This window comes from Microbacterium sp. bgisy207 (genome assembly GCF_057706855.1).
The window spans coordinates 98,980-125,342 of the sequence record NZ_JBYIPB010000005.1 but is presented as its reverse complement, the minus strand read 5'-3'; the positions used below and the strand labels follow the sequence as shown (position 1 = coordinate 125,342).

Annotated in this window: 24 protein-coding genes; 7 read left to right on the top strand and 17 right to left on the bottom strand. The window is 68.4% G+C overall.

All coding sequences use genetic code 11. The annotated features are described in order from the left end of the window. Positions 1-28 precede the first annotated feature (28 nt). Together AC3ENO_RS06260 and murC are read right to left on the bottom strand one after the other, a co-directional pair. Entirely contained in the window at positions 29-946 is a 918-nt protein-coding gene (locus AC3ENO_RS06260; protein ID WP_434969755.1) for an FtsQ-type POTRA domain-containing protein, read from the bottom strand. 98 nt (positions 947-1,044) lie between these two features. Beyond that, a complete protein-coding gene (gene murC / locus AC3ENO_RS06255; RefSeq protein WP_434969754.1) occupies positions 1,045-2,451 on the bottom strand; it encodes a UDP-N-acetylmuramate--L-alanine ligase in 1,407 nt (468 codons plus the stop codon). A gap of 104 nt (positions 2,452-2,555) precedes the next feature. Between murC and AC3ENO_RS06250 the strand changes: the two genes are divergently transcribed. Genes AC3ENO_RS06250 through AC3ENO_RS06235 form a run of 4 tightly spaced genes read left to right on the top strand, consistent with a single transcriptional unit; the run spans position 2,556 to position 5,642 of the window. Continuing rightward, complete coding sequence (locus tag AC3ENO_RS06250; RefSeq protein ID WP_434969753.1) at positions 2,556-2,924, top strand: PadR family transcriptional regulator; 369 nt, start codon at positions 2,556-2,558, stop codon at positions 2,922-2,924. Beyond that, on the top strand, positions 2,921-4,255 hold the full coding sequence (locus AC3ENO_RS06245) for a hypothetical protein (protein ID WP_434969752.1): 1,335 nt from the start codon (positions 2,921-2,923) through the stop codon (positions 4,253-4,255). Before AC3ENO_RS06250 ends, AC3ENO_RS06245 begins: the two co-directional genes overlap by 4 nt. A 53-nt stretch (positions 4,256-4,308) precedes the next feature. After that, entirely contained in the window at positions 4,309-5,268 is a 960-nt protein-coding gene (locus tag AC3ENO_RS06240; protein WP_434969751.1) for a hypothetical protein, read from the top strand. After that, positions 5,265-5,642 carry a GntR family transcriptional regulator gene (locus AC3ENO_RS06235; RefSeq protein WP_434969750.1) on the top strand — a complete coding sequence of 126 codons (378 nt, stop codon included), beginning with the start codon at positions 5,265-5,267 and terminating at the stop codon, positions 5,640-5,642. The genes AC3ENO_RS06240 and AC3ENO_RS06235 overlap by 4 nt, the downstream gene beginning before the upstream one ends. A gap of 98 nt (positions 5,643-5,740) precedes the next feature. On the opposite strand, the gene AC3ENO_RS06230 is transcribed toward AC3ENO_RS06235, so the two are convergent. From AC3ENO_RS06230 to AC3ENO_RS06185, 10 genes are all read right to left on the bottom strand, one after another. Next, positions 5,741-6,811 carry a UDP-N-acetylglucosamine--N-acetylmuramyl-(pentapeptide) pyrophosphoryl-undecaprenol N-acetylglucosamine transferase gene (locus AC3ENO_RS06230; RefSeq protein ID WP_434969749.1) on the bottom strand — a complete coding sequence of 357 codons (1,071 nt, stop codon included), beginning with the start codon at positions 6,809-6,811 and terminating at the stop codon, positions 5,741-5,743. A gap of 53 nt (positions 6,812-6,864) precedes the next feature. After that, entirely contained in the window at positions 6,865-8,100 is a 1,236-nt protein-coding gene (ftsW, locus tag AC3ENO_RS06225; RefSeq protein ID WP_434969748.1) for a putative lipid II flippase FtsW, read from the bottom strand. Next, on the bottom strand, positions 8,057-9,616 hold the full coding sequence (gene murD, locus AC3ENO_RS06220) for a UDP-N-acetylmuramoyl-L-alanine--D-glutamate ligase (RefSeq protein ID WP_434969747.1): 1,560 nt from the start codon (positions 9,614-9,616) through the stop codon (positions 8,057-8,059). The genes ftsW and murD overlap by 44 nt, the downstream gene beginning before the upstream one ends. Then, entirely contained in the window at positions 9,613-10,722 is a 1,110-nt protein-coding gene (mraY, locus tag AC3ENO_RS06215; protein ID WP_434969746.1) for a phospho-N-acetylmuramoyl-pentapeptide-transferase, read from the bottom strand. The genes murD and mraY overlap by 4 nt, the downstream gene beginning before the upstream one ends. Next, positions 10,719-12,131 (bottom strand): UDP-N-acetylmuramoyl-tripeptide--D-alanyl-D-alanine ligase, encoded by a 1,413-nt coding sequence (locus AC3ENO_RS06210; RefSeq protein ID WP_434969745.1) that lies wholly within the window; start codon positions 12,129-12,131, stop codon positions 10,719-10,721. Before AC3ENO_RS06210 ends, mraY begins: the two co-directional genes overlap by 4 nt. Positions 12,132-12,155: 24 nt before the next feature. Beyond that, positions 12,156-13,892, bottom strand: a complete 1,737-nt coding sequence (locus AC3ENO_RS06205; protein WP_434969744.1) for a peptidoglycan D,D-transpeptidase FtsI family protein — start codon at positions 13,890-13,892, stop codon at positions 12,156-12,158. A gap of 44 nt (positions 13,893-13,936) precedes the next feature. Beyond that, the gene (gene ftsL / locus AC3ENO_RS06200; protein ID WP_434969743.1) at positions 13,937-14,524 is read right to left on the bottom strand and encodes a cell division protein FtsL; all 588 of its coding nucleotides are present in this window, start codon (positions 14,522-14,524) and stop codon (positions 13,937-13,939) included. Beyond that, positions 14,521-15,474 (bottom strand): 16S rRNA (cytosine(1402)-N(4))-methyltransferase RsmH, encoded by a 954-nt coding sequence (rsmH, locus tag AC3ENO_RS06195; RefSeq protein WP_434969742.1) that lies wholly within the window; start codon positions 15,472-15,474, stop codon positions 14,521-14,523. Before rsmH ends, ftsL begins: the two co-directional genes overlap by 4 nt. Before the next feature lie 99 nt (positions 15,475-15,573). Then, the gene (gene mraZ, locus AC3ENO_RS06190; protein WP_434969898.1) at positions 15,574-16,005 is read right to left on the bottom strand and encodes a division/cell wall cluster transcriptional repressor MraZ; all 432 of its coding nucleotides are present in this window, start codon (positions 16,003-16,005) and stop codon (positions 15,574-15,576) included. Between the two features lie 296 nt (positions 16,006-16,301). After that, positions 16,302-16,670, bottom strand: coding sequence for a DUF3040 domain-containing protein (locus tag AC3ENO_RS06185; protein ID WP_434969741.1), 369 nt, complete (start codon positions 16,668-16,670; stop codon positions 16,302-16,304). 66 nt (positions 16,671-16,736) lie between these two features. Here AC3ENO_RS06185 and AC3ENO_RS06180 point away from each other — a divergent pair, with 66 nt between their 5' ends. Continuing rightward, positions 16,737-17,831 carry a polyprenyl synthetase family protein gene (locus AC3ENO_RS06180; protein WP_434969740.1) on the top strand — a complete coding sequence of 365 codons (1,095 nt, stop codon included), beginning with the start codon at positions 16,737-16,739 and terminating at the stop codon, positions 17,829-17,831. 7 nt (positions 17,832-17,838) lie between these two features. Here the strand turns inward: AC3ENO_RS06180 and AC3ENO_RS06175 are convergent, their stop codons facing one another. Continuing rightward, on the bottom strand, positions 17,839-18,195 hold the full coding sequence (locus tag AC3ENO_RS06175; protein ID WP_434969897.1) for an Rv2175c family DNA-binding protein: 357 nt from the start codon (positions 18,193-18,195) through the stop codon (positions 17,839-17,841). Between the two features lie 119 nt (positions 18,196-18,314). Between AC3ENO_RS06175 and pknB the strand changes: the two genes are divergently transcribed. After that, the gene (gene pknB / locus AC3ENO_RS06170; RefSeq protein ID WP_434969739.1) at positions 18,315-20,267 is read left to right on the top strand and encodes a Stk1 family PASTA domain-containing Ser/Thr kinase; all 1,953 of its coding nucleotides are present in this window, start codon (positions 18,315-18,317) and stop codon (positions 20,265-20,267) included. A gap of 6 nt (positions 20,268-20,273) precedes the next feature. On the opposite strand, the gene AC3ENO_RS06165 is transcribed toward pknB, so the two are convergent. Both AC3ENO_RS06165 and AC3ENO_RS06160 read right to left on the bottom strand, forming a co-directional pair. Next, entirely contained in the window at positions 20,274-21,611 is a 1,338-nt protein-coding gene (locus tag AC3ENO_RS06165; RefSeq protein WP_434969738.1) for a class II 3-deoxy-7-phosphoheptulonate synthase, read from the bottom strand. A 4-nt stretch (positions 21,612-21,615) separates the two neighbouring features. Continuing rightward, complete coding sequence (locus tag AC3ENO_RS06160) at positions 21,616-22,329, bottom strand: lysophospholipid acyltransferase family protein (RefSeq protein ID WP_434969896.1); 714 nt, start codon at positions 22,327-22,329, stop codon at positions 21,616-21,618. A 196-nt stretch (positions 22,330-22,525) separates the two neighbouring features. Here AC3ENO_RS06160 and AC3ENO_RS06155 point away from each other — a divergent pair, with 196 nt between their 5' ends. Next, the gene (locus tag AC3ENO_RS06155; RefSeq protein ID WP_434969737.1) at positions 22,526-24,352 is read left to right on the top strand and encodes an AMP-dependent synthetase/ligase; all 1,827 of its coding nucleotides are present in this window, start codon (positions 22,526-22,528) and stop codon (positions 24,350-24,352) included. 77 nt (positions 24,353-24,429) lie between these two features. Here AC3ENO_RS06155 and AC3ENO_RS06150 read toward each other — a convergent pair whose 3' ends face one another. Together AC3ENO_RS06150 and AC3ENO_RS06145 are read right to left on the bottom strand one after the other, a co-directional pair. Beyond that, positions 24,430-24,921 (bottom strand): peptide deformylase, encoded by a 492-nt coding sequence (locus AC3ENO_RS06150; RefSeq protein WP_434969736.1) that lies wholly within the window; start codon positions 24,919-24,921, stop codon positions 24,430-24,432. Positions 24,922-24,927: 6 nt separating this feature from the next. Continuing rightward, positions 24,928-26,319 carry a MinD/ParA family ATP-binding protein gene (locus AC3ENO_RS06145; RefSeq protein WP_434969735.1) on the bottom strand — a complete coding sequence of 464 codons (1,392 nt, stop codon included), beginning with the start codon at positions 26,317-26,319 and terminating at the stop codon, positions 24,928-24,930. Between the last annotated feature and the right edge of the window lie 44 nt (positions 26,320-26,363).

Sequence of the window (26,363 nt, the reverse complement as noted above, 5' to 3'; positions counted from 1 at the left end):
GCGCCTACGACGTCGGGCGGCTAGCGCCTCACTGGATCACCACGGCCGATGGCGACGAAACGTCGTATCGGGAGACCGTCTCGGGGGGCCGAGATCGCATCGCTGCCGACAACGCGATCGCCTTGTCCGCCGACTCATCGGCATTGCCCCAGACGATCTGCGTACCGGTTCCGCCCAGAGTCAGGGTGACATCGTTCGGTGTCGTCGCCGAGGCCTCGGTGACCTGGAGCATGATCTCTGCGGGCAGCGATCGAAGCACATGGCCGAGCGCGGCGAAGGCATCGGATGCCGTCCCCCCGGTGACCTCGAGCACGGGGCGACCGGCGGCCGGCGTCTGCGTCGTGGACAGCGCGACACCGGCTGCATCCACGAGCGTGAACCCGGCGGGCGAGGCGATGACCCCGATCGGGGTGCGCTCCACGACCCTCACGATCAGATCGTGCGGCGGCCGCGCCTCGACGGTGTACGACTCGACCAGGGGGAAAGCGACCAGCGCAGCCTTGATGGCGCTCTCATCGACAAGAGGCAGCGGAGTGCCCAGCTGCGACGACAACGCGTCAGACACGGCCTGTGCGTCCAACTGCTCCGCGCCCGCGACGGTGATGGTCTCGACGGCGAAGAGCGGGCTGTAGGCCGCACCGACGCTGCCGAGCGCCACGAGCACGACGGCGGCGAGGGAACCGAGCCAGACCGCCCGGCGACGTCGTGCCCGAGCCGTGAACCGACGCACCTCCGATTTCAACGCCCGCCGGCGCGCTCGCGCAGCGCGCCACACCTCGCGTGCTCCCACGGCCTCTGAACCGCCGCCCGGATCGTTTCCCGACGCCGGTGGGGATCCGATTCCCGGGACCGCCTGCGCGGGCGAGTCATCCGTCGCCCCCGTGTCGGTCACGGGGGTATCCGTCCTCCGCGCGTCGGGCGTCAACGGCAGAATCGGCGCGGTCATCTCCGCATCCGCGCTCTCGCGACCGAGCTGATCACGGGGGTCACTCTCGGACGCCGGCGGTCGACCGGAGGGAGGAAGCGGGGTCGGCCGGCGCACGGCTACTCCCCCGGTGCGTCTGAGCGGCGAAGCGCCGCGAGCACGTCGGGGACGATGAGGTTGACGTTCCCACACCCCAGGGTGATCACGAAGTCGCCGTCCCGCGCGATCGAGGCGGTGTAGGCGGCGGCGGCGCTCCAATCCGCTTCGAAGTGGACGCGGTCGGCATCCGTGAACCGGCGCGAGACGAGCTCGCCCGTGACGCCGGGGATCGGGTCTTCCCGTGCTCCGTAGACATCGAGGACGACGGTGTGGTCCGCGTGCGTCTCCAGCACCTGGGCGAACTCTGCGGCCATCTGCTGCGTTCGCGAGTAGGTGTGCGGCTGATGCAGCGCGATGATGCGCCCGTCGCCGACGACGGTGCGGGCGGCGGCGAGAGCCGCAGCGACCTCGGTCGGATGGTGGGCGTAGTCGTCGTACACGCTCACACCGCGCTCGATTCCGTGCAGTTCGAAACGCCGCACGGTGCCGGCGAAGGTCGCCACCGACCGCACCGCATCCGGGAAGGCATGACCGAGCGTGAGTAGAACAGCCACAGCCCCGGCGGCGTTGACGGCGTTGTGCTCGCCGGGGATCGCCAGGGTCGCCGAGACCGTCTGATCGGCGTGGGTGAGCTCGAACGACACCGGCCCGTCCGTTCGGATCCCGTGCACACGGACGTCGGCGTCGGGGGACTTCCCGAAGGTCACGACGCGCGGGTGGGTCAGGTGCGGGAGGATGCGGCGGGTGCCCTCGTCGTCCGAGGACAGCACGATCGCCTCCCGGGCCTTGTTGCCGAAGCTCGCGAATGCGGCGTCGAAGGCCTCTCGGGTGCCCCAGTGATCCAGGTGGTCGGGGTCGATGTTGGTGATGAGCGCAACCGCCGTGTCGTAGAGCAGGAACGTGCCATCCGACTCGTCAGCTTCGATGACGAACAGGTCGTCGACACCGGTTCCGCTCGAGACGCCGAGGTCAGCGATCACGCCCCCGTTGACGAAGCTCGGGTCGGCTCCGAGCGCCCGAAGCGCCGTCACGATCATGCCCGTCGAGGTCGTCTTGCCGTGCGCGCCTGCGACGGAGACCAGCGGACGACGGCCGATCAGCCAGTACAGCGCCTGCGACCGGTGGATGACCGGGAGTCCCCGCTGCTTCGCGGTGACGAACTCGGGGTTCTCGGGCCAGATCGCGCCGGTGTGGATGACGGTGTCGGCGTCACCGAGGTACGCGGCATCGTGGCCGACGTGCACCCGCGCGCCGCGCGCGGCGAGCGCCCGTAGAGCAGCACTGTCGGCGCGGTCGGATCCCGAAACGCGGATGCCGCGATCGAGGAACATGCCGGCAAGGCCGGACATGCCCGATCCGCCGATACCGATGAAGTGCGCGGCCTCGATGGATTCGGGAATCGGGAGACTCAGGTCGGGTCTGATCATGACCCGTCAATCCTAGGTCGGCGCCGCTGAGGATCTCCTTCGGCGCGCGGCCTCTCGCAGGGCTTGAGCTATGGATATTCCATTTTCAGGAATATTCTTGATCCATGGCTACTTCCCGACCTGACACTGCCTTCTGGATTCTGACGGCGCTCGCGAGCGGACCGCAGCACGGCTACGGCATCCTTCGGGGCGTATCCGAGGCATCCAGCGGCACAGCGTCCCTCAAGACCGCGACCCTCTACGCGACGCTCGATCGCCTGACCGCGAGCGGCGCTGTCGAGGTCTCGGGCGAAGAGATCGTGGATGGGCGCGCTCGCCGCTACTTTCGCCTCACACCCCAGGGACGGACTCAGCTCGAGAGCGAAACCGCCGAGCTTGAGCAGCGGGTCGCCGCCGCACGCAGGGCGCTGGGCCCCGCAGCGAGCGGCGGCGCGACACCGCGCCCCGCTCATCCGCGGAGCGCTCTGGCATGAGCCGCGACCGAGACAGTTTCGATCGCCTCGTCCGCTGGTACCCGCGCTGGTGGCGCGACGCGAACGCGGCGGCGTTCGTGGGAACCGCCATGGATGCTGCCGAAGCAGCCGGTCTGCGCACGCCATCGCGCGGTGAGCGAGTGGCGGCAGCGCTGGCGGGCCTGGGCACCCGACTCGACGCAACCACCGCGCGCGTCGCCAGCGTTGCAGCTCTGGTCTTGTCGGCGTTCGTCGCAGCGGCAGGTCAGTTCGGGTGGCCATTCACGGCCCCGTGGCTGTTCACGGCGAGTCTCGCAATCCAGGTCGGCCTGGTTCCGGCTCTGTGGTGGACAGTCGCTCTCGCCTGCGCGCGGCACCGTCTCCATCTCGATCCGACACGCACGCTGCTCGCGCTGGGCATCGCGATGATCGCGGCAACCGGCGCCGCACTCGCCTTCGCGTCCTGGAGCGTCGGGTTTGATGAGGCAGACGCTGGCGGCCCGCGCTCCCTCTTCTCGGCGCTGTTTCCTGCCTTCCTTGCGCTCGGATCGACGGCAGCCGCATGTGCGGTGCTCATCGCGGTCAGCGACCGCCTCCCGCGTCACCGTGGGATGCGGATGCTGATCGTCGCCACGAGCATGATGGGCGCTGCGTTGTCGCTTCCCCTCGTAGCCGTCATGCTCATGTCACCGATCACGACACTCCTCGTCTCCGGATCCGCGGTTGTGATCGTCGCTCTCGCCTGGCCCGACCACCGCGAGCGCACCAGTGCGACAGCCTCAGCTGGCGACTCCGACGCGGACGTGGGCGGTCGGCGGCGCGCAGCGCGGGCGCTCGCTGTTGCCGCCAGCGTGATGTCACTCCTGGGGATCGCTTTCGCGGTCTCGGGGCCTCTGTACACGACCCTCGATGGCACCGAGGCGATGATCGTCGGAATGCGAGCCGCGGCCGGATGCGGCATCCTCGTGGTCCTCGCGCTGGCCCTGCGCGCCCCCCGCGGCAGCTCGACCCAGCGGTGGGCGGTCTGGGGAGCCGCGACGCTGGGCGCACTCACCCTCGTCCTCGTGATGACAGCGTGGGGAACGCTCCTGCCGTCGGGCAACCCCCGCCTGATCGGCGCCGTGGTCTGGCTTCTTCCGGCGGCCGCGATCGTCTGGGTCGTGTGGGCCGCTTCGTGGCGAAACCGCTCCCTCGCCCTGGCCATCAGCCTCGTCGTCGGGGTGTCGTTACCTCTAGTCGGGCAGCTCCTTGCGGCGGTTCTCGGCATCCTGACGCCGATCGTCGCAATCGTGGTGGCATGCCTGCGCGTGACGGCACCCGGGCCGCAGCGAGTGCAGGTCGACGCCGCCTGAACCTGTCTTGCATCTGTATCGACACATTATGACAATGTTGATACAAAGGAGACATGTCTGTGGAGTTCGGCTTGGTCTGGTTCAGCGCAGCGCTCCTGTGCGCACTCGCCCTCGTGCCGATCGTCTACCTCGTCAGGAGCCGGCGGCTCGACCTGAGCGCACAACAAGCCGCGCGCTACGAGCGAGTAGCGAAGCTGCCGTTCGGAACGGGCGAGAACTACGTGCGGGTGCGTGAGCGGCTGACTCGACGCGGTCGCACCGCCATGTGGGGCGTGCTCGCCGCGCTCGTCGTCTGGAGCCCCTTCGTCCTCTGGGGTGCGTCGTGGGGCTCATCGCTGTTCCTCTGGCTGATCACACTCTCGATCGTCATCGGCGTGCTGACCGTCTCTTCGGTGGCTGAAACCGTTCACGATCAGCTGCGGGCACCGAGCGCGGATACCCCGCGCGTCGCACACTCGCGGCGACTCACCACACAGGACTACCTTCAGCCCTGGCGCTGCGCCCTCGCCCCCGTGGCCCTCGGTGCTGCGTCCGCGGGCGTGACGGCAGTCCTCGCGTGGTGGATTGCCCAGCCCGGCCGCATCGCGACCGACACCGTGCTGTGGTGCGTCGGGTTTCTCGCCTTCGCGATCATCGTTTTCGTCGTGATGCGCGTGATGGAGCGCGTCGTCCTTTCCCAGCCCCAGGTCGCCAGCGATGACCTCCAGCTGGCGTGGGACGACCTGTTCCGCGCGGACGCGCTATGGTCCCTGCGCAGTGCCGCGACGATGGCCGCGGCGCTGCCTCTGGGAATGGCTGCGGGAACGCTCACCCTGACACCGATAGCCGTCGCGCCGCCCGAGCTCACCACGATCATGAGCTCATGGACCCCGGTGCTGATCGGCGCGACACAGGTGACCTACTCCCTGGGGCTCGGCAGGATGGCGGCGTCGCGCTACCCGGCCGCGTTCCGCCCGCAGGGCCGGCGCTCGCCCGCCATGTCGGGCACCCTCCCCCAGGGAGACGGCGCATGATCGTCATCGACCCGACCTCGCACACACCGCCGTTTGAACAGCTCCGCGCACAGTACGTCGCCGCGATTGCGAGCGGTGAGCTCCCGCCGGGGTCGAGGCTCCCGACGGTGCGTCGGCTCGCCGGCGACCTGGGCGTTGCACCGGGCACCGTCGCCCGGGCCTATCGGGAACTCGAGGCATCCGGCCTCATCGAGACGCGTGGCCGTCATGGGACGTTCGTTTCCGTTGACGAGAACGCTGCTCTCGGCCAGATCCAACGCGCCGCGGCCGCGTTTGCCGAACAGGTCCGCGGTCTGCGCGTGGACACGGACCAAGCTCTCGCCGCTGTGAGTGCGGCACTCAGGAGCACAGGAGCGGACCAGACCCACACGTGAGCGTCGGCCCGGCCGGGGCACTCTCAGTCGCATCGAGCGGCGTCCCACGAATGCCGGGTCCGCCGCATTCGGCGACGTGACCCTCGGCGCCGCGGGGACTAGCCGAGAGCCTCGTCGATCATGGCGATCACGTTCTCCGTGCCGGTACGGATGCCGATCGCGGCGGCCCGCTCGGCCATGCGCTGCCGTTCCCGGGTGTCGGTCAGGAGGGGCAGGATCCGCTCGCGCACAGCGTCGGCGGTGAACTCGGCGTCCGGGATGAGCCGCGCAGCACCGTGCTCCACCGCCGATGCCGCGTTCAGCGCCTGCTCACCGTTGCCCACGGCGTAGGGAACATAGACCGCGGGGATGCCCAGAGCGCTGATCTCGCTCACGGTCGCCGCGCCCGAACGCGAGACGATGAAATCGCACGCGGCGAAGGCGAGATCCATCCGGTCGACGTAGCGGCGGAGCGCGTAGCCCTGCTCCCCCGGATCCTCGAGGTCAGAACGATCGCCGGTGACATGGAGCAGCTGCCAGCCGACATCCAGAACATCGCGCCACGATCCCGCGAACGCCGTGTTGAGCCGCAACGCCCCGAGGGAGCCACCGAACACGAGAAGAGTCGGACGGTCGGGGTCGAGCCCGAAGTGAGCGGCTCCTTCGGCACGGTGGGCCGCACGGTCGAGATCCTCGATCTCGCGGCGAAGCGGCATTCCCACGACCCGCGCGCGCGGGAGCGGAGTGCCCTCGAACGCGACGCCGACACCCGCGGCGCGCCGAGCGCCGAGCCGGTTCGCGAGCCCTGGACGCGCGTTGGCCTCGTGGACCACGAACGGGATGCCGGCACGCCGGGCCGCGACGTAGGCGGGCGCCGACGCATAACCGCCGAAGCCGACCACGACCTCCACCCCGTGGGTCGCGATGTGTGCCCGCACCTGGGCGACCGCGCGCCGGAATCGTCCGGGGAACGCGACGGCGGCGCGATCCGGACGCCGCGGGAACGGCACTTTGTCGACGACGAGCAGGTCGTATCCTCGCTGCGGCACGAGTCGGGACTCCAGACCCTCCGCCGTCCCGAGGACGCGGACGTCGGCATCCGTCTGCCGTGCGCGAAGTCCGTCAGCCACCGCAAGCAGCGGGTTCACGTGCCCGGCGGTCCCGCCACCGGCCAGCAGGTAGGTCGTCACCGTCCGACCCTATCTCGGCCAGAGTGTCGCGCGCCGAAGGCCGCAGTTCGCGGTCAGCGCCGGGCCGCGGCAGGTCGCGCAGAAGCGACGCTCTTCATCGGGATCGTACGCGCGAACGCCAAGAGAACACCTGTGGCAACGAGCACGGAGACGAGGGATGTGCCCCCCTGGGACATGAACGGCAACGGGACACCCAGCGGCGGGAACAGGCGGAGGACCACACCGATGTTGATCAGCGCCTGGCCGACGATCCACACGGTGATCGCGCCGGCAACGATCCGCACGAACGTGTCGTCAGTCTTGCGGACGATGTGAAAAGCGCCGATCGCGTAGATCGCGAACAGCCCGAGCACGACGATCGCGCCGATGAGGCCGAGCTCTTCACCGACGATGGCGAAGATGTAGTCGCTCGCGGCTGCGGGAAGCCACTCGTACTTCTCCTTCGAGTTCCCGAGGCCGAGGCCGAAGATGCCACCGCCGGCCAGTCCCCAGATCGCGTGCAGGGGCTGGTAGCACGTGTCGAGGTAGTCGGCGGCGCAATCGGTGTTGAAGACGCTCAGGATGCGTTCCATCCGGTTCGGGCTGGTTACCGCCAACGCCGCCACCGCAACGATCGCACCCAGCACCGGGATGATGAAGACCCGTAGCTTGACGCCCGAGAAGAACAAAGCACCGAGCGACAGCAGGAACAGCACCATGGCGGTGCCGAGGTCGTGGCCGGCCAGGACCGTGGCGATCACCGCCGCGGTGACGGGAACGACGGGGATGAACACGTGCCGCCAGTCCCCCAGCAGCGTGCGCTTGCGGAAGAGGATGAACCCGAGCCAGAGCGCCAGCGAGAGCTTGAGGAACTCGGACGGCTGAGCCTGCATCCCCCCAATGCTGATCCAGTTGCGGTTCCCGCCGTCCTCCACACCGAGGGGCGTGAACACCAGCAGCTGGAACGCTGTCGTGGCGATGAGCGCCGGCCACGCGATCCGTTTCCAGAAGCTGACCGGCAGCCGGCTTGCGATGAACATCAGCGGCAGACCGATCGCGGCGAACACCGCCTGCTTGATCACGGCGTCGTACGGCGCCTGCCCCGCCGCCGTGGCTGTCGCACTCGTGGCCGAGAGGACCATCACGAGACCGAAGACGGTCAGCAGCACCGCGGTCGAGGAGATGAGCAGGAACTCCCCCGCGACGGGACGGAACAGCGAACCCAGGGAGACGCGGGCAGCGAGCCCGCGTCGGGGCGTGGGCTCGTCAGGCTCCTGCGGGAGGGGACGGATCGGCGTCGGTGTCGCCATCGGCGCCCCTTCCCACTCGGTCTCGAACCGCGGCGGCGAACTTCTCGCCCCGGTCGGCGTAGGAGGCGAACTGGTCGAAGGATGCGGCAGCGGGGGCAAGGAGTACGACGTCCCCGTCCGCCACGATTCCGATCGCCAGGTCCACGACCTGCGCCATGACATCCCCAGTCTCATCGGCAACGACCTCGTGCAGCGGCACGTCGGGCGCGTGTCGCTCGAACGCCGCTCGCACCGCGTCCCGTTGCTCGCCGATGACGATGGCGGCTTTCACGAGGGGGCCGCGCGCTGACACGAGGCTCGTGATGTCCACTCCCTTGAGCAGTCCGCCGACGATCCAGACCGATCCCGGGTACGCCGCCAGCGACGACGCCGCCGCGTGGGGGTTGGTCGCCTTCGAGTCATCCACCCATGTGACCCCGGCGACCGTCGCGACGACCTCCATCCGGTGCGGATCGAGGCGGAACTCGCGCAGCGCGGCGGCGATGGCTGCGGGCGGCACATCGAGGGAGCGGGCCAGCGCGCTCGCGGCGAGGATGTTGGCGACGACGTGGGGAGCCGCGAGCCCGAGTTCCTGCAACTCCGCCACGGTCGTGAGCTCGAGCGCGCTGCGGTGGCGCTCAGCGAGGAAGGCCCGGTCGACGACGATGCCGTCGACGACACCGAGATCGCTGGGGCCGGGTACCCCCAGATCGAACCCGATCGCGCGGGCCCCGTCGATCACGTCAGCCTGCTCGACCATCTCGCGGGTCGCGGTATCCGACTTGTTGTAGACGCACGCGACGCGGGTGTTGTCGTACACGTGTGCTTTCGCGTCACGATAGGCCTGGAACGAGCCGTGCCACTCCAGGTGGTCGTCGGCGAGGTTCAGACACACTGCGGCATGCGGTGAGACCGGCTCGGGCGATGACTGCAGACCGAGATACCAGAGCTGATGGCTGGAGAGCTCGACGACGAGCACGTCGAATCCCGAGGGGTCGCGGACGGCATCCAGAATCGGAGTCCCGATGTTCCCGCACGGCACCGCGCGCAGGCCGCCCGCGACCATCATCGTGGCGGCAAGACGCGTGGTGGTCGTCTTCCCGTTGGTCCCCGTCACCAAGACCCAGTCGGCGGGATCGCCGCCGGGACGGACAACCTTGTCCCGGACCCGCCACGCCAGTTCGATGTCGCCCCACAGCGGAATGCCGCTCTCCTGCGTCCAGCGGACGACGGGATGGGTCGGACTGAACCCCGGCGAGGCGATCACGACCTCGGGGGCGAACTCGACCAGGTCCGCGGGCGGAGCGCTGAGCGGCCCGATCGCCGACCGGACTCCGATCACCGGCAGGAGCCGTTCGTAGGCGGGATCGGCCCGTTCGGCGACGACCAGCACGTCCGCTCCGAGCTCCGCCATGGTGTCCGCAACGGAGAATCCGGTGACGGATAGTCCCAGCACCGCGACGCGCAGTCCACGCCAGTCGGCGTGCCAGCTCGTGAGGGCGTCCAGCCGTGAGGACGTCGATGACCTCTCGCTCATGTACGTGCGAGCCACTCGACGTAGAACAGACCGACCCCGGTGACGGCCAGTCCCGCCGCGATGATCCACATCCGGATCACGATGTTGGTCTCCGACCACCCTCGCATCTCGAGGTGGTGGTGGAACGGACTCATGAGGAACAGGCGCTTCCCCCTCGTGAGCTTGAAGTACACGCGCTGCAGGATGACCGAGCCGGGGCCGATGATGAAGGCGCCGGCGGTGAGGACCGTGAGGATCTCGGTGTGGGAGAGGATCGAGACGGCGGCGATGACACCTCCGATCGCCATGGACCCCACATCACCCATGAACACCTGCGCCTTCGGCGCGTTCCACCAGAGGAATCCGACCAGGGAGGCGACGAACGTGGCGGAGATGATGGTCAGATCGAGAGGATCTCTCGTCTGATAACAGGCCTGCTGGTAGGCGGCGACGAGGTCTGCGCCGTCGCATCGCTGCTGGAACTGCCAGAACGTCGTGAGGCTCATCGCGCCGATCGTGAACACGCCGACGCCGGCGGCCAACCCGTCGAGGCCGTCGGTGACGTTGGTGCTGTTGGACCAGGCGACGCCGATGAACGAGATCCAGGCGACGTACAGCAGGATGCCGAGCGCCACCGGCAAGGCGAGGAAGTTCAGCACAGAGATATCGCGGAACACCGACACATATGCTGTCGCGGGCGTTTGACCCTGAGCATCCGGGAACTGGAGTGCGACGAGGGCCCACGGAACGATGACGATGACCTGACCGACGATCTTGCGCCATCCGGACAGCCCGAGGCTGCGCTGACTGCGCAGCTTCATGTAGTCGTCGATGAATCCGACGAGGGCGAAGCCGACCATCATCCAGATCACGAGGAAACCCGAGAGCGTGGGTGGTGTGCCGCCCGCGTACGTCCCGATCAGGTATCCCAGGGCCGTGCCGAGGACGAAGATGACGCCGCCCATGGTCGGTGTGCCGCGCTTGAGCGCGTGCTGCGGATTGTTGCCGGCTTCGGGAGTGCGGATGACCTGCCCCCAGCCCCAGCGTCGGAACAGCCGCAGGAAGACCGGTGTGAGAAACAGCGAGAACGACAGGGCGATCGCCGACGCCATCAGAAGGGATCTCACGAGAAGGATTCTCCCAGACGGTCGCCGAGGTGCCGCAGCCCCGCGGAATTGGAGGACTTGACCAGGACACGGTCACCGTCACGAAGCTCGGTCAGCAGGTAGGCGTAGGCCTCGTCCGCCGTCTCGAAGAACACCGCCTCGCCATCCCACGACCCTTCGCTGATCGCGGCGAGGTAGAGGCGGCGCGCGTCGGCACCGATCACCACGATGCGCTGGATGCGCAGCCTCACGGCGAGCAGACCCACGCGGTCGTGTTCCTCCCCCGCGTACTCGCCCAACTCGCTCATCGCCCCGAGTACCGCCACGGTTCGCTGGTGCGGCGCGGTGATCTGGGCGAGCGTGCGAAGCGCCGCCGCCATCGAATCGGGACTCGCGTTGTAGGCGTCGTTGATGATGCGCACGCGATCCGAGCCCATGGGCTGCATCCGCCACCGCTCCGCGAGCTCCATCGTCTCGAGCCGCTCGATGCACGCGGCGGGGCTGACGTCGAGACTTGTCGCCGCAGCGATGGCCGCCAACGCGTTCATCACGTGGTGCTCGCCGAGCACACGCAGCACCACGGGATAGGGCTCGCCATCGATGACGACGCGGAACCGTGTCCCCTCGGGCGTGACCTCCACATCGTCCGCGCGAACATCTGCGCGCGCGCCTCGTCCGAACCATCGCACGGACGCGCCTCGTTCGGCAGCGATGCCTGCCATCGCAGCAACGCGCGGGTCATCCGCGTTGAGGACCGCGACGCCCCCCTCGCGGACGGCGTGGATCAGCTGGGACTTCTCGACGAACGTGGACTCGATACCGCCGAATCCGCCGGCATGAGCCATGCCCACCATCAGCACCACGCCGACGTCAGGCAGGACCAGCCCTGCCAGACGCGCGATTTCGCCCGGCGCGCTCGCCCCGAACTCGCTGACGAGGTAGCGGGTGCGTTCGGTGATGCGCAGCATCGTCAGCGGCGCGCCGACCTCGTTGTTGAACGACGCCTGCGGTGCGACGGTCTCGTCCTCGGCCTCGAGGATCCGCGCCAGCATGTTCTTCGTCGTCGTCTTGCCGTTGGATCCGGTGATCCCGACGATCCGGAGGCTCCCCCGCGCGCGAACCTCGGCCACGACGTACCGGGCGAGATCGGCCAGGGCGTGGACCGCACCCGGCACCACGATCTGCGTGACGGCGACGTCGACGGGCCGCTCGACGATCGCGAGCGTCGCGCCGCGTTCGACCGCGGCGGCGGCGAAGTCGTGCCCGTCGGCATGCTCACCGGGCTTGGCGACGAAGATCCCGCCGGGCTCGATCAGGCGGGAGTCGGTATCGACGATCCCCGCGACGACGGTCTCGGGAGTGTCGCCGCCGTGCAGCATGAGGGTACCGCCGAGGACATCGGCGATGCGGGAGAGGGGCAGGCTGATCATGCGCGAAGTGACGTGCCGTCGCGATCAGCCGAAGGTCGGAAGATCTGGCGAGGCGGAGTTCGAAGGCATCACCCGGTAGGTCTTGAGCACCTGGGTCATCGCCTCACGGAACGCCGGCGCGTTGGCACTAGACGACTTTACCGTGGTCGGCTCATCGAGTGTCACCACGACGACGTACTGCGGGTCATCAGCCGGAGCGAATCCGGCGATGGTCGTGAAGTACGAACCGACCTTGTAGGTGCCCGCACCCGGGTCGACCTTCTCGGCCGTACCGGTCTTGAGCGCCAGGCGGTATCCCGCGATCCCGACCTGGTCGGACACCGATCCCTTGCTGGCAACGTTCTCGAGCATGTCGGCGACCTGCCGGGCGGCAGCCGAGCCGATCACCTGGGTGGGCTCCCCGGTCTCGGGCGTGGTGATCGTCCCGTCGGCGGCCGTGCAGGACTCGACCAGCCGAAGCGGCAGCTTCAGACCGCCGTTCGCGATCGCCTGGTAGGCGCTGGCCAGTTCGGGGACCGTCGTCGTCAGACCCTGCCCGTAGGACGTGTTGTACTTCGTCTGGTTGTCCCACTCCCGCGGGTCCCGCACGAGACCTTGCGCTTCGCCCCAGAAGTCGACATCCGTCCCCTGCCCGATCCCGAAGCGCGTGAAGTAGTCATAGCGCGCCTGGTCGCTCATCATCCCCGCGAACGTGGAGATACCGACGTTCGAGGAGTTCACGAGAACGCCGTTGAGGGTGTACTGGTAGTCGGGGTGGGGCAGGTCATCTCGGACGCTGGCGCCATTGTCGAACGTCTGACGGAAGGGCACGTGCACCACAGAGCCGGGACTGGCAGTTCCGGAATCGACGAGCATCGCCGCCGACAGCGCCTTGAACGTCGAGCCGGGCTCGAAGGTGGCATGGAAGATCCGGCTCTCCCGATCGGCGGGGTCGACCGCCCCCGGTGCGTTGGGGTCAACGGTCGGGTACTCGGCTGCCGCACGGATCGCCCCGGTCTTGACCTCGACGACGAAGATCGTCCCGGACCTGGCTCCCGTGTTCTGGGTCTGCTCGGCGATCAGCTGCTGCAGATACCACTGCAGGTCTCGGTTGATCGTCAGCTGCAGGGTGCCCCCGTCGACCGCGGGAATCTCGGTCGATGTGCCGGGGATGATGACTCCGTCGCCGCCGCGCTGATAGCGGATCTCGCCGTCCGTTGAGGCGAGGCAAGAGTTCTGCGCCGCCTCCAAGCCCGCGAGCGGTGTCGCGTCGGAGCCGACGAACCCGACGACGTTCCCGCCGACGGCGCCATCCGGGTACGTGCGCGCGGGGTGCGGCACGAAGGCAAGATAGGGAAGCCCCAACGCGGCGAGCTCACGGTACTGCGCTGTCGTGAGGCCCCGCTTGAGCATCGCGTACCGGCTCTCCGGGTTCTCGTCGAGAGCGGCCGTCACGATCGCCTGAATCTCCTCGGCGGGCTGGCCCGTGATCGCACCGATCTCGGCGGAGATCGTCTCCCACGGGACATCGACCTCCTCGCCGTCGATCTCGCGTTCGACCGGGCCGACGAGCATGGGGTCCAGCTGCGCGTCATAGAGCACGATGCTGCCCGCAAGGACCGCCCCGTTCTCGTCGATGATGGCCCCGCGCGTCCCATAGGTCTTCTGCGAGCCCGAGAGGCCGAGCTCGAGCGACTGCGCGACATGCTCCTTGGCATTGACGACCTGGATGTCGACGAGACGGATGACGAAAGCGGCGAGCACCGCGAGTACAACGGCCATCGCGACGACGGTGCGGCGCCGGGGGCTTCGCGTGCTGCGTCCGGTCATCGCGTCGTGGGGGTCGGCAGGCCGTCGGTGAGCGCGGGGGGAACGACGGACTGGCCGGCGGCATCGGTTACGTCGACAGGCACCCCTTCGATCGTCGCGGCGGGATCGGTGATCAGCGGGGTATCGGTGATGAGCGCGTTGGCCACGGCTCCCCTTCCGACGGCATCGATGGATGACTGCCAGCTCGCCGCCTGCGACGCTCCCACCAGTGCCCCATCCGAGAGTCTGAGGAAGGTGGGCGCTTCACTGATGACCATACCCAGCGCCGACGCGTTCGCTGCGAGGTACTGCGGCGAGCTGAGACCCGCGACCTCGTCATACAGAATCTGGCGGTCCCAGGTGAGCTGCCGCTGCTGCGCCGTGAGTGTCGAGAGCGCATAGGTGTCCTGCGTGGTCAGGATCGAGACGACCATCTGGGCCGCGACGATCGCGGCCGCTCCCAAGACCGCCACGATTCCATAGAGCACGCGCGGACGACGACGGGCCGCGGGGCGCTCCACGGGACGCAAGTGCGGGGTGGCCGGAGTGTCCGGGCGTACGCTCGGCGCGAACTCATCGATCGCTGCCAACAGGTCCGCGCTCATGCGGCGTCCTTCACTCGCTCGGCCGCCCGCAGGCGAACGGGGGCGGCGCGCGGGTTGCGCGCCTTCTCGGCATCCGATGCGAGCTCGGCGCCCTTGACCAGCAGGCGGAATTGCGCCGCGTGCTCGGGAAGCTCGACCGGCAGGCCTGCCGGTGCGGTGGATCGGATCGCCTGGGCCAGGACGCGCTTGACGAGCCGATCCTCGAGGGACTGGTAGGACATGACGACGAGTCGCCCGCCGACCACGAGAGCGTCCAGCGCGGCAGGCAGCGCGACCTCGAGCGCCGAGAGCTCGCCGTTCACTTCGATCCGCAGGGCCTGGAAGACGCGCTTCGCGGGGTGACCGGCGTTCTTGAGCGCGGCCGGTGTCGCAGCCTGCAGGATCTCGACGAGCTCTCCGGACCGCTCGATCGGCCGCTGCTCGCGCGCCCGGATGATGGCGCGGGCGTATCTGGCAGCCAGCTTCTCCTCGCCGTAGCGCTCGAAGATCCGACGCAGATCGCCCTCCCCGTAGGTGGCGAGCACATCGGCCGCGGTGATCCCCGCGGACTGGTCCATGCGCATGTCCAGCGGCGCATCCTGCGCGTACGCGAATCCCCGATCGGCGACATCCAGCTGCAGGGAGGAGACGCCGAGGTCGAACAGGATCCCGTCGACCCGCGCGAACCCCTCGCCGCGGGTCGCGTCGGTGATTCCGTCATAGACGGTGTGAACGGGGCGGAGACGGTCGCCGAAGCGGGCGAGCCGCTCAGAAGCGATGCGGAGAGCATCCGTGTCGCGATCAAGCCCGATCACGGTCAACGACGGGAACCGCTCGAGGAGGGCCTCGGTGTGCCCGCCCATCCCGAGTGTCGCATCGACGAGAACGGGCGCATCCCCCTCGAGTGCAGGAGCCAGGAGCTCGATGCAGCGCTCGAGAAGGACGGGGGTGTGGATGTCGCGCAGGTTCATGATGTCGGGCCGGACCGCTGGGCTCTGATCCCCATCCGCTGAAGACCTGGCGCCGGGGAAGTGCGTCAGGGCCCCGCAGATGGGCATCACAACCGAGGGTCAGAACAGGCCGGGGATCACCTCCTGCTCCATCTCCGAGTAGGTCTCCTCGTTTCCTTCGAGGTAGTCGTTCCACGCCTTGGCATCCCAGATCTCGGCGTGGGCGCCCACACCCGTCACCACGAGCTCCCGCTCGAGGCCGGCGTATGCCCGCAGCGGCGGGGGGATCGTGATGCGGTTCTGGCTGTCGGGGGTCTCGGCGCTTGCGCCGGACAGGAACATGCGCAGAAAGTCGCGGGCTTGCTTGTTGGTGAGTGGGGCTTCGCGGATGCGGTCGTGGACGCGCTCGAACTCTTCGGCCGAGAAGACGTAGAGGCAGCGTTCTTGACCGCGGGTGACGACGATTCCCGCGCCGAGGTCGTCGCGAAACTTCGAGGGCAGGATGACGCGTCCTTTGTCGTCGAGCTTCGGAGTGTGAGTCCCCAGCAGCATCCGCGTCACCCCCCCTTCGTCCGGCCCCTCCAGGTTGAGCGCCACTTTACTCCACTTCCCTCCACTTTGTCACCACTTCGATGGCACGCCGCTCCCCCGGCAGGCCGGAACGCCTGTTTCGCCGGGCAGGGCGCGGTGGTGAAAGCACCCGCGGGGCGCTGGAGTGAAGGCGTGACGCTGGGCGTTAACGACGAAACGCCGACCCGAAGGTCGGCGTTCGGTGGCTCCCGCTGGGGGGCCGTGGGGGGAGGTGGAGATCCGCGTGGAGCGGAGTGGAGGGCCGATGACCCCTCGGGTCAGCGGCCTTCCTGGCGGCGGTCCCACCGCTCGTTCATGCGGTCCATGAAGCTCGCCCCGGTGCGGCTGGCGGCCGGGCGCTGCTCATCGCGGACCCGCTCTGCCTCGGTGCGCTTGGCAGGCGTGACCGCGACGATCACGCCGGCGATCATGGCCAGGAAGCCGAGGACTCCCACGACGATCAACTGAATGGCGACGCCCACGATGAGGGCGCCGATGCCGGCGAGCACGAGGATCGTGCCGTAGACGACGTTGCGATACGAGAGACTCCCACCGCCGCCGGATGCCGAAACGACATCCGCGTCGTTGCGCATGAGATGGCGCTCCATCTCGTCGAGCAGACGCTGCTCCTGTTCGGAGAGTGGCATGAGATCCCCCTCGGGCTGGATCGGTGGCACGATTCTACGCGCGCCGTCGATTACTAGGCTAGGCCCGTGTCAGTAGGTAGTGATGCGGTTGCGGCAGTTTCCCAGCGAGTCGAGGACTTCCTCGCGGTCAGGGAAGCCGAGGCGGCACTGTTCGGGGACGAAGCGATCCTGCTGCACGAGGCAGCCGCCGACGCCGTGCGCGGCGGCAAGCGACTTCGCGCGCGGTTCTGCTTCGCGGGGTGGCGAGCCGTCCGCGAGTATGCCGGCACCTCCCTCACCCCCACGGATGACGTGCTCGCTGCGGCAGCCGCTCTCGAGGTCTTCCACGCCGCTGCGCTCGTGCACGACGACATCGTCGACAACTCCGACACTCGCCGTGGCCGTCCCGCCGCCCATCGCGCCCTCGAGGCCGCCCATCGGGCACGAGGGTGGGTCGGCGACGCGGCTCGGTTCGGGCGCTCCGGAGCGCTTCTGCTCGGCGACCTCCTCGTCGCGTGGAGCGATGATCTCCTCGAAGAGGGTCTGGCGCACGCGGATCGAGAGGCTGCGTCCGCCGGCCGCGAGGAGTTCGCCGTCATGCGCCGCGAGGTCACGGTCGGACAATTCCTCGATGTCGCCGAAGAATCGGCATACGTCACGGATGCCGATGATCGCCACGCCGAGCGGGCGCTGCGCGTAGCCTCACTCAAGTCTGCGCGTTACAGCATCCAGCAGCCGCTCGCCATCGGCGCGGCGATCGCGGGAGCGAGCACGGCACAGCGCGCGGCGCTGGTCGCCTTCGGGCACCCCATTGGCATGGCCTTCCAGCTACGAGATGACGTCCTCGGGGTCTTCGGCGACGCCGAGTCGACCGGCAAGCCGTCCGGAGACGACCTGCGAGAGGGCAAACGGACCGTCCTCGTCGCCTACACGCGGGAGGCGCTTTCACCCGGGTCTCGGCGCCTGTTCGACGAGATGCTCGGAGATCCGCAGCTGGAGCCGGATCAGATCGCGGCGATGCAGCAGACCATCCGCGAGACCGGCGCGCTGGAGCGGACAGAAGCGCTCATCCTCGAGTACACCCGCACGGCGGAGCGTGCCCTCTCGGGCGCGCCGCTGGGGAACCGAGCGGTCGGAGAGCTGCGAGACCTCGCGCGGGCGGCGACGGTCCGGATCACCTGAGGGCCGGTCAGGCGAGCGTCTGGGCGACTCGGCGCACCTCGCTCTTGCGCCCCGCCCGGAGCGCCTCGATGGGCGCGGTTCCGATCGTGTCGTCGTGCGCGAGCATCCAGTCGATCGCCTCGTCGTCGGTGAATCCCGCGTCGTGCAGGACGATGATCGTGCCCCGGAGTGAGGCGAGAGGTCGACCGCCGTCGATGAACACGGCCGGAACGGCGAAGGCACCGTGACGCTTCGAGCCGATCAGGTGTGACTCGTCCAGGAGCCGACGCACCCGACCGAGCGGTTCGCCGAGCACCTCGACGAGTTCGGGCATCGTGAGCCAAGCGGTGTCTGCTGCGGAGGTAGGGGTGGTCACGAAAGACATGATCTCACCACGTCGCACCATCCTCACCGCCATCTCCACGCTCTGCAGCCGGCCGGCGGTCGCGCTCACTCTGTGAGCCGCTCCCAGGCGGGGCCGCTCACGCTCCGTAGACTCGGTTCGTGAGCACCAGCGCGCAGACCGATCCCCTGATCGGCCGTCTCGTCGATGGCCGGTATCGGGTGCGCGCTCGCATCGCCCGCGGTGGCATGGCGACGGTGTACGTCGCCACCGACCTGCGCCTGGAACGCCGCGTCGCGCTCAAGGTCATGCACGGGCACCTGAGCGATGACACGGTTTTCCAAAGCCGGTTCATCCAGGAGGCGCGTGCGGCGGCACGCCTGGCCGACCCGCATGTCGTCAACGTCTTCGATCAGGGCAGCGATGGCGAGATCGCCTACCTCGTGATGGAGTACCTGCCCGGCATCACGCTGCGCGAGCTGCTGCGCGAACAGAAGCGCCTCACCGTGCCGCAGACGATCTCGATCATGGATGCCGTGCTCTCCGGCCTTGCCGCGGCACACCGGGCCGGCATCATCCACCGCGACGTCAAGCCCGAGAACGTCCTGCTTGCCGAGGACGGGCGCATCAAGATCGGCGACTTCGGCCTCGCCCGGGCAACGAGTGCCAACACGGCGACCGGCGCCCAGCTGATGGGCACCATCGCGTACCTCGCCCCCGAGCTGGTCACGCGCGGCACCGCGGATGCCCGCAGCGACATCTACAGTCTCGGCATCATGCTCTACGAGATGCTCACGGGTGAGCAGCCGTACCGCGGCGAGCAGCCGATGCAGATCGCGTTCCAGCACGCCACTGACTCGGTGCCGCGACCGAGCGTCAAGAACCCGGGGGTTCCCGAGCAGCTCGATGAGCTCGTGCTGTGGTCGACCGAGAAGAAGCCCGACGATCGCCCCGCGGATGCCATGGAGATGCTGCAGCGGCTGCGGGAGATCGAGCGGCACCTGGGGATCTCACCGCAGGTCGTCACGGCAGCGACGTCGGGGATGATCGATCGCGACGACGATCCCAGCCAGCTCACCAAGGTCCTCCCGGCGACGACCGGAAACCTCACCGTGCCCGCCAGCGAGGTCGACAATGCCGCCCTGCTGCGCCGCTCGGCGCAGCGCCAGGGCACGCGTACCGCCTGGATCGTGACGATCGTCATCCTTCTCGCGGTGCTGGCGGCCGGCATCGGCTGGTGGTTCGGATCCGGGCCGGGGTCGCAGGTCGTCGTGCCGTCGGTCGCGGGCCTGGATTACGAGGGTGCGGCAGCCCAGCTCGCGGCACAGAATCTCCTTCCCGAGCAGGCTGGCGAGAACAGCCTCGAGGTCGAGGAGGGGCTCGTTATCCGCACCGACCCTCCGGCCGGCGAGCGTGTCGACAAGGAGTCAACGGTCCGCGTCATCGTTTCCCTGGGGCCCGCGCAGCACGACATCCCGTCGGTGTCGGGCCAGCCCGCCACCGACGCACGCGTGACGCTGGCGGGGTATCAGTTGATCATCACCGAGCCCGACGCAGAGGTGTTCTCGGATGCCGCCGCGGGGACAGTGGTCGCCGTGTCGCTCACGCCCCGTGAGGGAGGCGACGTCGTCGACTGCACGAACGGGTGCACCGCCTTCGAAGGCGACACCGTCACGATGACCGTGTCGCTGGGTCCGGTGCCCGATGTCCGCGGCCTCTCCGTGGCTGCCGCCACCGAGACGCTCGAGGCCGCAGGCCTGAGCGTCTCCGGCGAGAAGATCGAGCAGTACGACGACGACGTCCCCGCCGGAGAGGTCATCGGCATCGCCGAGCGGTCGGAGGGCGGCTCGTGGCGCCCCGGCGACGCGGTGACCCTCATCGTCTCCAAGGGAGTCCAGCCCGTCGAAGTTCCCGCCGTGGTCGGACTATCGGTGCGCGACGCGGTGACGGTCCTCAAGGACGCGGGCTTCGAGGCCGAGACGGCACTGCCCGAGGGGAGCCTCTGGGACGTCTTCCGGGTCAACGCGATCGAGCCTCGGGCGGGAACCTTCCACGTTCCCGGCACCGTCATCACCATCACCGACATCGGGATCGGCGGGGGCGGCGACGACTGACCGCCGCTAGCGCTTCTCGAGCTCTTCCGCGACGAGGAACGCCAGCTCCAGAGACTGCATGTGATTCAGTCGCGGGTCGCACAGCGACTCGTACCGTGTCGCCAGACCAGCCTCGTCGATCATCTCGGAACCACCGAGGCACTCGGTGACATCGTCGCCCGTGAGCTCGACGTGGATGCCGCCGGGATGCGTTCCGACCGCGCGGTGGGCCTCGAAGAAGCCGCGCACCTCGTCGACGACGTCATCGAAACGGCGCGTCTTGTAGCCGGTCTGCGAGGTGATCCCGTTACCGTGCATCGGGTCGGTCACCCACAGCGGAGTCGCGCCGGACGCCTTCACAGCCTCCAGCAGCGGCGGCAGCGCGTCGCGGATCTTCCCTGCACCCATCCGGGTGATGAAGGTCAGCCGACCGGGCTCACGCTCGGGGTCCAGCTTGTCGATCAGCGCGAGCGCCGTCTCGGCGGTCGTGGTCGGACCGAGCTTGACGCCGATGGGGTTGCGGATGCGTGAGAAGTAGTCGACGTGTGCGCCGTCGAGGTCGCGGGTACGCTCCCCGATCCAGAGGAAGTGCGAGGACGTGTTGTAGGGCGTCCCGGTACGCGAGTCGATACGGGTCATGGGGCGCTCGTAGTCCATGAGCAGGCCCTCGTGCCCGGTGTAGAACTCGACCCGGCGCAACTCGTCGAAGTCAGCGCCGGCGGCCTCCATGAACTTGATCGCCCGATCGATCTCGGTCGCCAGGCGCTCGTAGCGCTGGTTGGCGGGGTTCTGCGCGAAGCCCTTGTTCCAGCTGTGCACCTCGCGCAGGTCGGCGAAACCACCCTGCGTGAAGGCACGGATGAGGTTCAGCGTCGACGCGGACGTGTGGTACGCCTTCAGCATCCGTGCCGGGTCTGCACGCCGCGAGGCTTCGGTGAAGTCGTATCCGTTCACGATGTCGCCGCGGTAGGCGGGCAGGGTGACATCGCCGCGGGTCTCGGTGTCGGACGAGCGGGGCTTGGCGAACTGACCCGCCATCCTCCCCATCTTCACGACCGGCATCGATGCGCCGTACGTCAGGACGACAGCCATCTGCAGGACGGTCTTGATGCGGTTGCGGATCTGTTCTGCTGTCGCGCCCGCGAAGGTCTCCGCGCAGTCACCCCCCTGAAGCAGGAACGCCTCGCCCGCGGCGGCGCGGCCGAGCTTCTCGCGGAGGATGTCGACCTCTCCGGCGAACACCAGGGGCGGGAGTGTGGCAAGCTCCGCAGACACCTCGACCGCAGCCTCAGGCGCATACCACGACGGCTGTTGCTTGATCGGGAGGGTACGCCAGTGGTCGAGCGGGTCGGTCTTCGAGAGCATCCCCTCAGTCTATCGGGGCGGGCACGGGCGCAGAGCGCGGCGGCACCGCACGGTTCTTGACGGTCGAGGCGTACACGTCGTCGTACCGCTGCTCCCCCAGCCGCTGCAGCGCGACCATGATCTCGTCGGTGATGGAACGCAGGATGTATCGGTCGCCTTCCATCCCGTGGAAGCGCGAGAAGTCGAGGGGCTCGCCGATGATCACCCCCACCCGGACAACGTTCGGGATCTTTCGCCCGATGGGCATCATCGTGTCGGTGTCCACCATGACGCACGGCACGACGGGTACGCGAGCCTCGAGCGCCATCCGGGCGATTCCCGTGCGCCCGCGGTACAACTGGCCATCGGGACTGCGAGTGCCCTCGGGATAGATACCGAGAAGGTCACCCCGGCCGAGGACCTGGAGGCCCGTGTTCAACGACGCTTCGGATGCCTTGCCCCCGGAGCGGTCGATGGGCAGCTGACCGGTCGCCTTGAAGAACACCCGGGTCGCCCACCCCTTGATGCCCTTCCCGGTGAAGTAGTCGCTCTTGGCCAAGAACGTGACCGGGCGATCGATCATCAACGGGAGGAAGATCGAGTCCGCGAACGAGAGGTGGTTGCTGGCGAGGATAGCCGCGCCGGTCTTGGGCACATTGCGTCGACCCACGATCCAGGGGCGGAAGATCGCCTTCACGATGGGGCCGATGACCACGTACTTCATGAGCCAGTAGAACACCGCTCGCACGCTCCTTCCCTCACCGGCGCTTCTGAAGTCTAGTCACGACGGGCCGGCGGTCTGAGCGTGGCGATCCCGGCGAGACACCCCCCGAAAACCATCTGGAACGAGGTGTCATCCAGGGTGAGATCGAGTCTCATCGGGTAGCATTGGCGGTCACACCGATCCGCTTTTCACCGGTACCGAAGGAGTTGCCGTGGTCCAGTTCGATACACCCGCGGTCGTGGCCCCCGATCCGCAGGCCAACATCACCGATCTGCTCGTGGAGCGGGTGAAGAAGACACCACAACTCGCGCTGTTCGCGGTTCCCGACGGCACCGGCTGGCGAGACATCACCGCATCCGACTTCCTGAACCAGGTCGTGGCGCTGGCAAAGGGACTCGTGGCCGGCGGGATCGAGCCAGGCGACAAGGTGGGCTTCATCGCCCGCACGACGTACGAGTGGACACTCGTCGACTTTGCGATCTTCTTCGCCGGCGCGGTCATGGTCCCCATCTACGAGACCAGCTCCCCGACGCAGATCGCGTGGAACCTGTCGGACTCGGGCGCCGTGGCCTGCATCTGCGAGTCGGCCGACCATGAGGCTCGGGTCAAGGAGGCCCTCGCCGACCTCCCCCACGTCCGGTCGACGTGGGCGATGCACAAGGGAGACCTCGACGCGCTCGTCGAGAAGGGCGCGGCGATCACGGATGACGAGATCGAGCGACGGCGCTCGCTCGCCGTGGGTGCCGACATCGCGACGCTCATCTACACCTCCGGGTCAACAGGCCGCCCCAAGGGCTGCGTCCTCACCCACAGCAACTTCGTCGAGCTCTCCCGGAACTCCGCGGAGGCGTTGAAGGAGGTTGTCGCCAAGCCGGGCGCCTCGACACTCCTGTTCATCACGACGGCCCATGTCTTCGCGCGCTTCATCTCGATCCTCAACGTGCACGCGGGCGTGAAGACCGGGCACCAGCCCGATACGAAGCAGCTCCTTCCCGCGCTCGGATCCTTCAAGCCGAGCTACCTGCTCGCGGTGCCCCGCGTGTTCGAGAAGGTCTACAACTCGGCAGAGCAGAAAGCGGAGGCCGGCGGGAAGGGCAAGATCTTCCGGGCGGCAGCGCACACCGCGATCGAGCACTCGAAGTACATCCAGGAAGGACGCAAGGTCCCGTTCATGATGGGGCTGAAGTTCCGCCTGTTCGACAAGCTCGTGTACTCGAAGCTCCGCGAAGCGATGGGCGGGCGCGTCGAGTACGCCGTGTCGGGATCCGCTCCCCTGGGCGAGCGTCTCGGCCACTTCTTCCACAGCCTCGGCGTCGACATCCTCGAGGGCTACGGTCTGACCGAGACCACCGCTCCCGCAACCGTCAACCTCCCCGGCAAGTCCCGGATCGGAACCGTCGGGCCCGTGCTGCCGGGCGTCGGCGTGCGGATCGCGGAGGATGGCGAGATCGAGGTCCGCGGCATCGACGTCTTCAAGGAGTACTGGCGAAACCCCGAGGCGACCGCGGCCGCCTTCGACGGCGAATGGTTCAAGACCGGCGACATCGGCGCCTTCGACAAGGACGGATTCCTCCGGATCACCGGCCGGAAGAAGGAGATCATCGTCACCGCGGGCGGCAAGAACGTCGCGCCCGCCGCTCTCGAGGATCCCATCCGCGCCAACCCGATCGTCGGTCAGGTCGTCGTCGTCGGCGACCAGAAGCCGTTCATCTCGGCCCTCGTCACCCTCGATCCCGAGATGCTGCCGACGTGGCTTGCCAACAACGGGCTGCCCAGCGAGATGTCTCTCGACGATGCCGCGTCCCACGAGGCGGTCCGCGCCGAAGTGCAGCGGGCGATCGACGGCGCCAACGCAGCAGTCTCCCGCGCCGAGTCCATCCGCAAGTTCGTCATCCTCCCCACGGAATGGACCGAAGCAAGCGGCCACCTCACACCCAAGATGAGCATCAAGCGCAACGTGATCATGGCGGACTTCGGCGACCACATCGAGGAGCTCTACGCGGTGCCGGTCACGACATCCAACGTGTCGTTGTCCTAGTCCTCACCCTGAGACCGTGACGCACAACGGCGGGGTTCCTGCAGGAGCAGGCACCCCGCCGTTCGCGATCGGACGTGTCAGAACCAGTCGGACTCACGGACCTCGCGCATTGCGCGCTTGCGGCGTTCCGGGTCGAGCCGGTCCAGGTAGAGCTTCCCGTCGAGGTGGTCGGTCTCGTGTTGCAGGGCCTGCGCCATCAGGCCGTCGCCCTCCAGGATGACGGGCTTTCCCTCCAGGTCGATGCCGTGCACGACCGCGTGAGGATGCCGCAGCGTGTCGTGCCAGAGTCCGGGCACGGACAGGCACCCCTCCCCCACGAGTTCCGGCTCGCCCGAGACCGCCACGAGCACCGGGTTGAGCACGTAGCCGATCTCTCCGTCGATGTTGTAGCTGAACGCGCGAACGCCGACGCCGATCTGCGGCGCGGCGACGCCGGCACGTCCGGGGAGCGCGACGGTGTCGAGGAGGTCGGCGACCAGCGCCCGTGTCCCCTCGTCGATCGTGTCGATCTGAACGCTCGGTGCGCGCAACACGGGGTCACCGAACACGCGGATGGGTCGAACAGCCATGAGCGCTCACACCACCGCGGGGGTGCGCAGGGATTCGACGACTGCTGCCGCGAGCTGGCGCGCGGCCTCGCGCGTCGCAGGATGGATCTCGTGGAACCCGATCGCCGCTCCTGACGCGATGTGGGAGTCGTACGGCATCCGGATGACGGCGCGTACGCGAGTCCGGAAGTGAGCCTCGACCTCGTCCGCCCGAACCAGCGGTGACCCGGGTCGCGTGGTGTTGAGCACCACGACGGCCTCGCGCACACGATCGCCGTACCCGTTCGTCTCGAGCCAGGTGAGAGTCTCGGATGCGAGACGCGCCTCGTCGATGCTCAGGCCCGCCACGACGACGAGCGCATCGGCACGCTCCAGGGTCGCCGACATCACGGAATGCACGATGCCTGTCCCCGTGTCGGTCAGCACGACCGAGTAGTAGTGTGCGGCGACGGCGGCAGCTGCACGGTAGTCGTCATCACCGAACGCCTCCGAGACGCGAGGATCGGCGTCGGAGGCGAGGACGTCGAGCCGCGTTTCGTCGCGCGCGACGATCGTCGACAGGTCGTTGTATCCGACCACCTCGTCTTTGATGCGCACGAGGTCTCGGATCGTCTTGCCGCTGGTGCGTCCGATCCGCTCCGCCAGCGTCCCGCGGTCGGGGTTGGCGTCGACCGCGACGACACGGTCATCGCGGGCATCGGCGAGCGCCATCCCGAGCAGCGTCGTGACAGTGGTCTTGCCCACGCCACCCTTGCGGCTGAGCACCGGAACGAACCGCGCGCCGCCGGGCAGCGGAGCCGCGATCCTCCGGCTGAGTTCCTTACGGGCACGCGCCTTCTTGCTGTCGCCGAGGTTGATGAGTGTGCCCGAGGCCCGGTAGAGGGTGCTCTGCCAGAATCCTTCCGGCTCCACCTTCGCCACATGATGCGGGTCCAGCAGTCGGTCGGCGGTCAGGACGTCCGCGCCCTCACGGCTGACCTCCAGTTCACCGAGGCGTTTCGAGGCGAGGGTGACGTCGAACACCGCGGCCGTCGGCTCCACCGCGCGGACCGGCTGCGCCACCGAAACGGCGACACGGTCGGTGAATGCCGGTGCGGGCTCGGGCTCGTCCGCCTCGACCGCATCCTCGATATCCATGTCGTGGCGCTCCTGCGGAGCATCCGCGACGGCATCGTCGATGATCTCGGCTTCAGCGGTGTCGGCTCGCTCCGCGGGCGCGGGCTGCGTCATGCGTTCCTGCGCGGACGACTCGTCGAAGTCCTCGTCGATCGCGTCATCGTCGTCGGCGGGAACGGGAAACGCGACATCGACCTGCGCCGTCGAGCCGCCGAGGAAGATCCCCGACGTGTCGACCCGCTCCTCGTCGAGGATGCCGTGCTCTTCGTTCTCCGGCTGTTCCGAGTCCGGTCGATCTGCCACGTGCTCTCCCTGCCGTCGATGTGGCGGCGCTGCGCCGCCCTCCA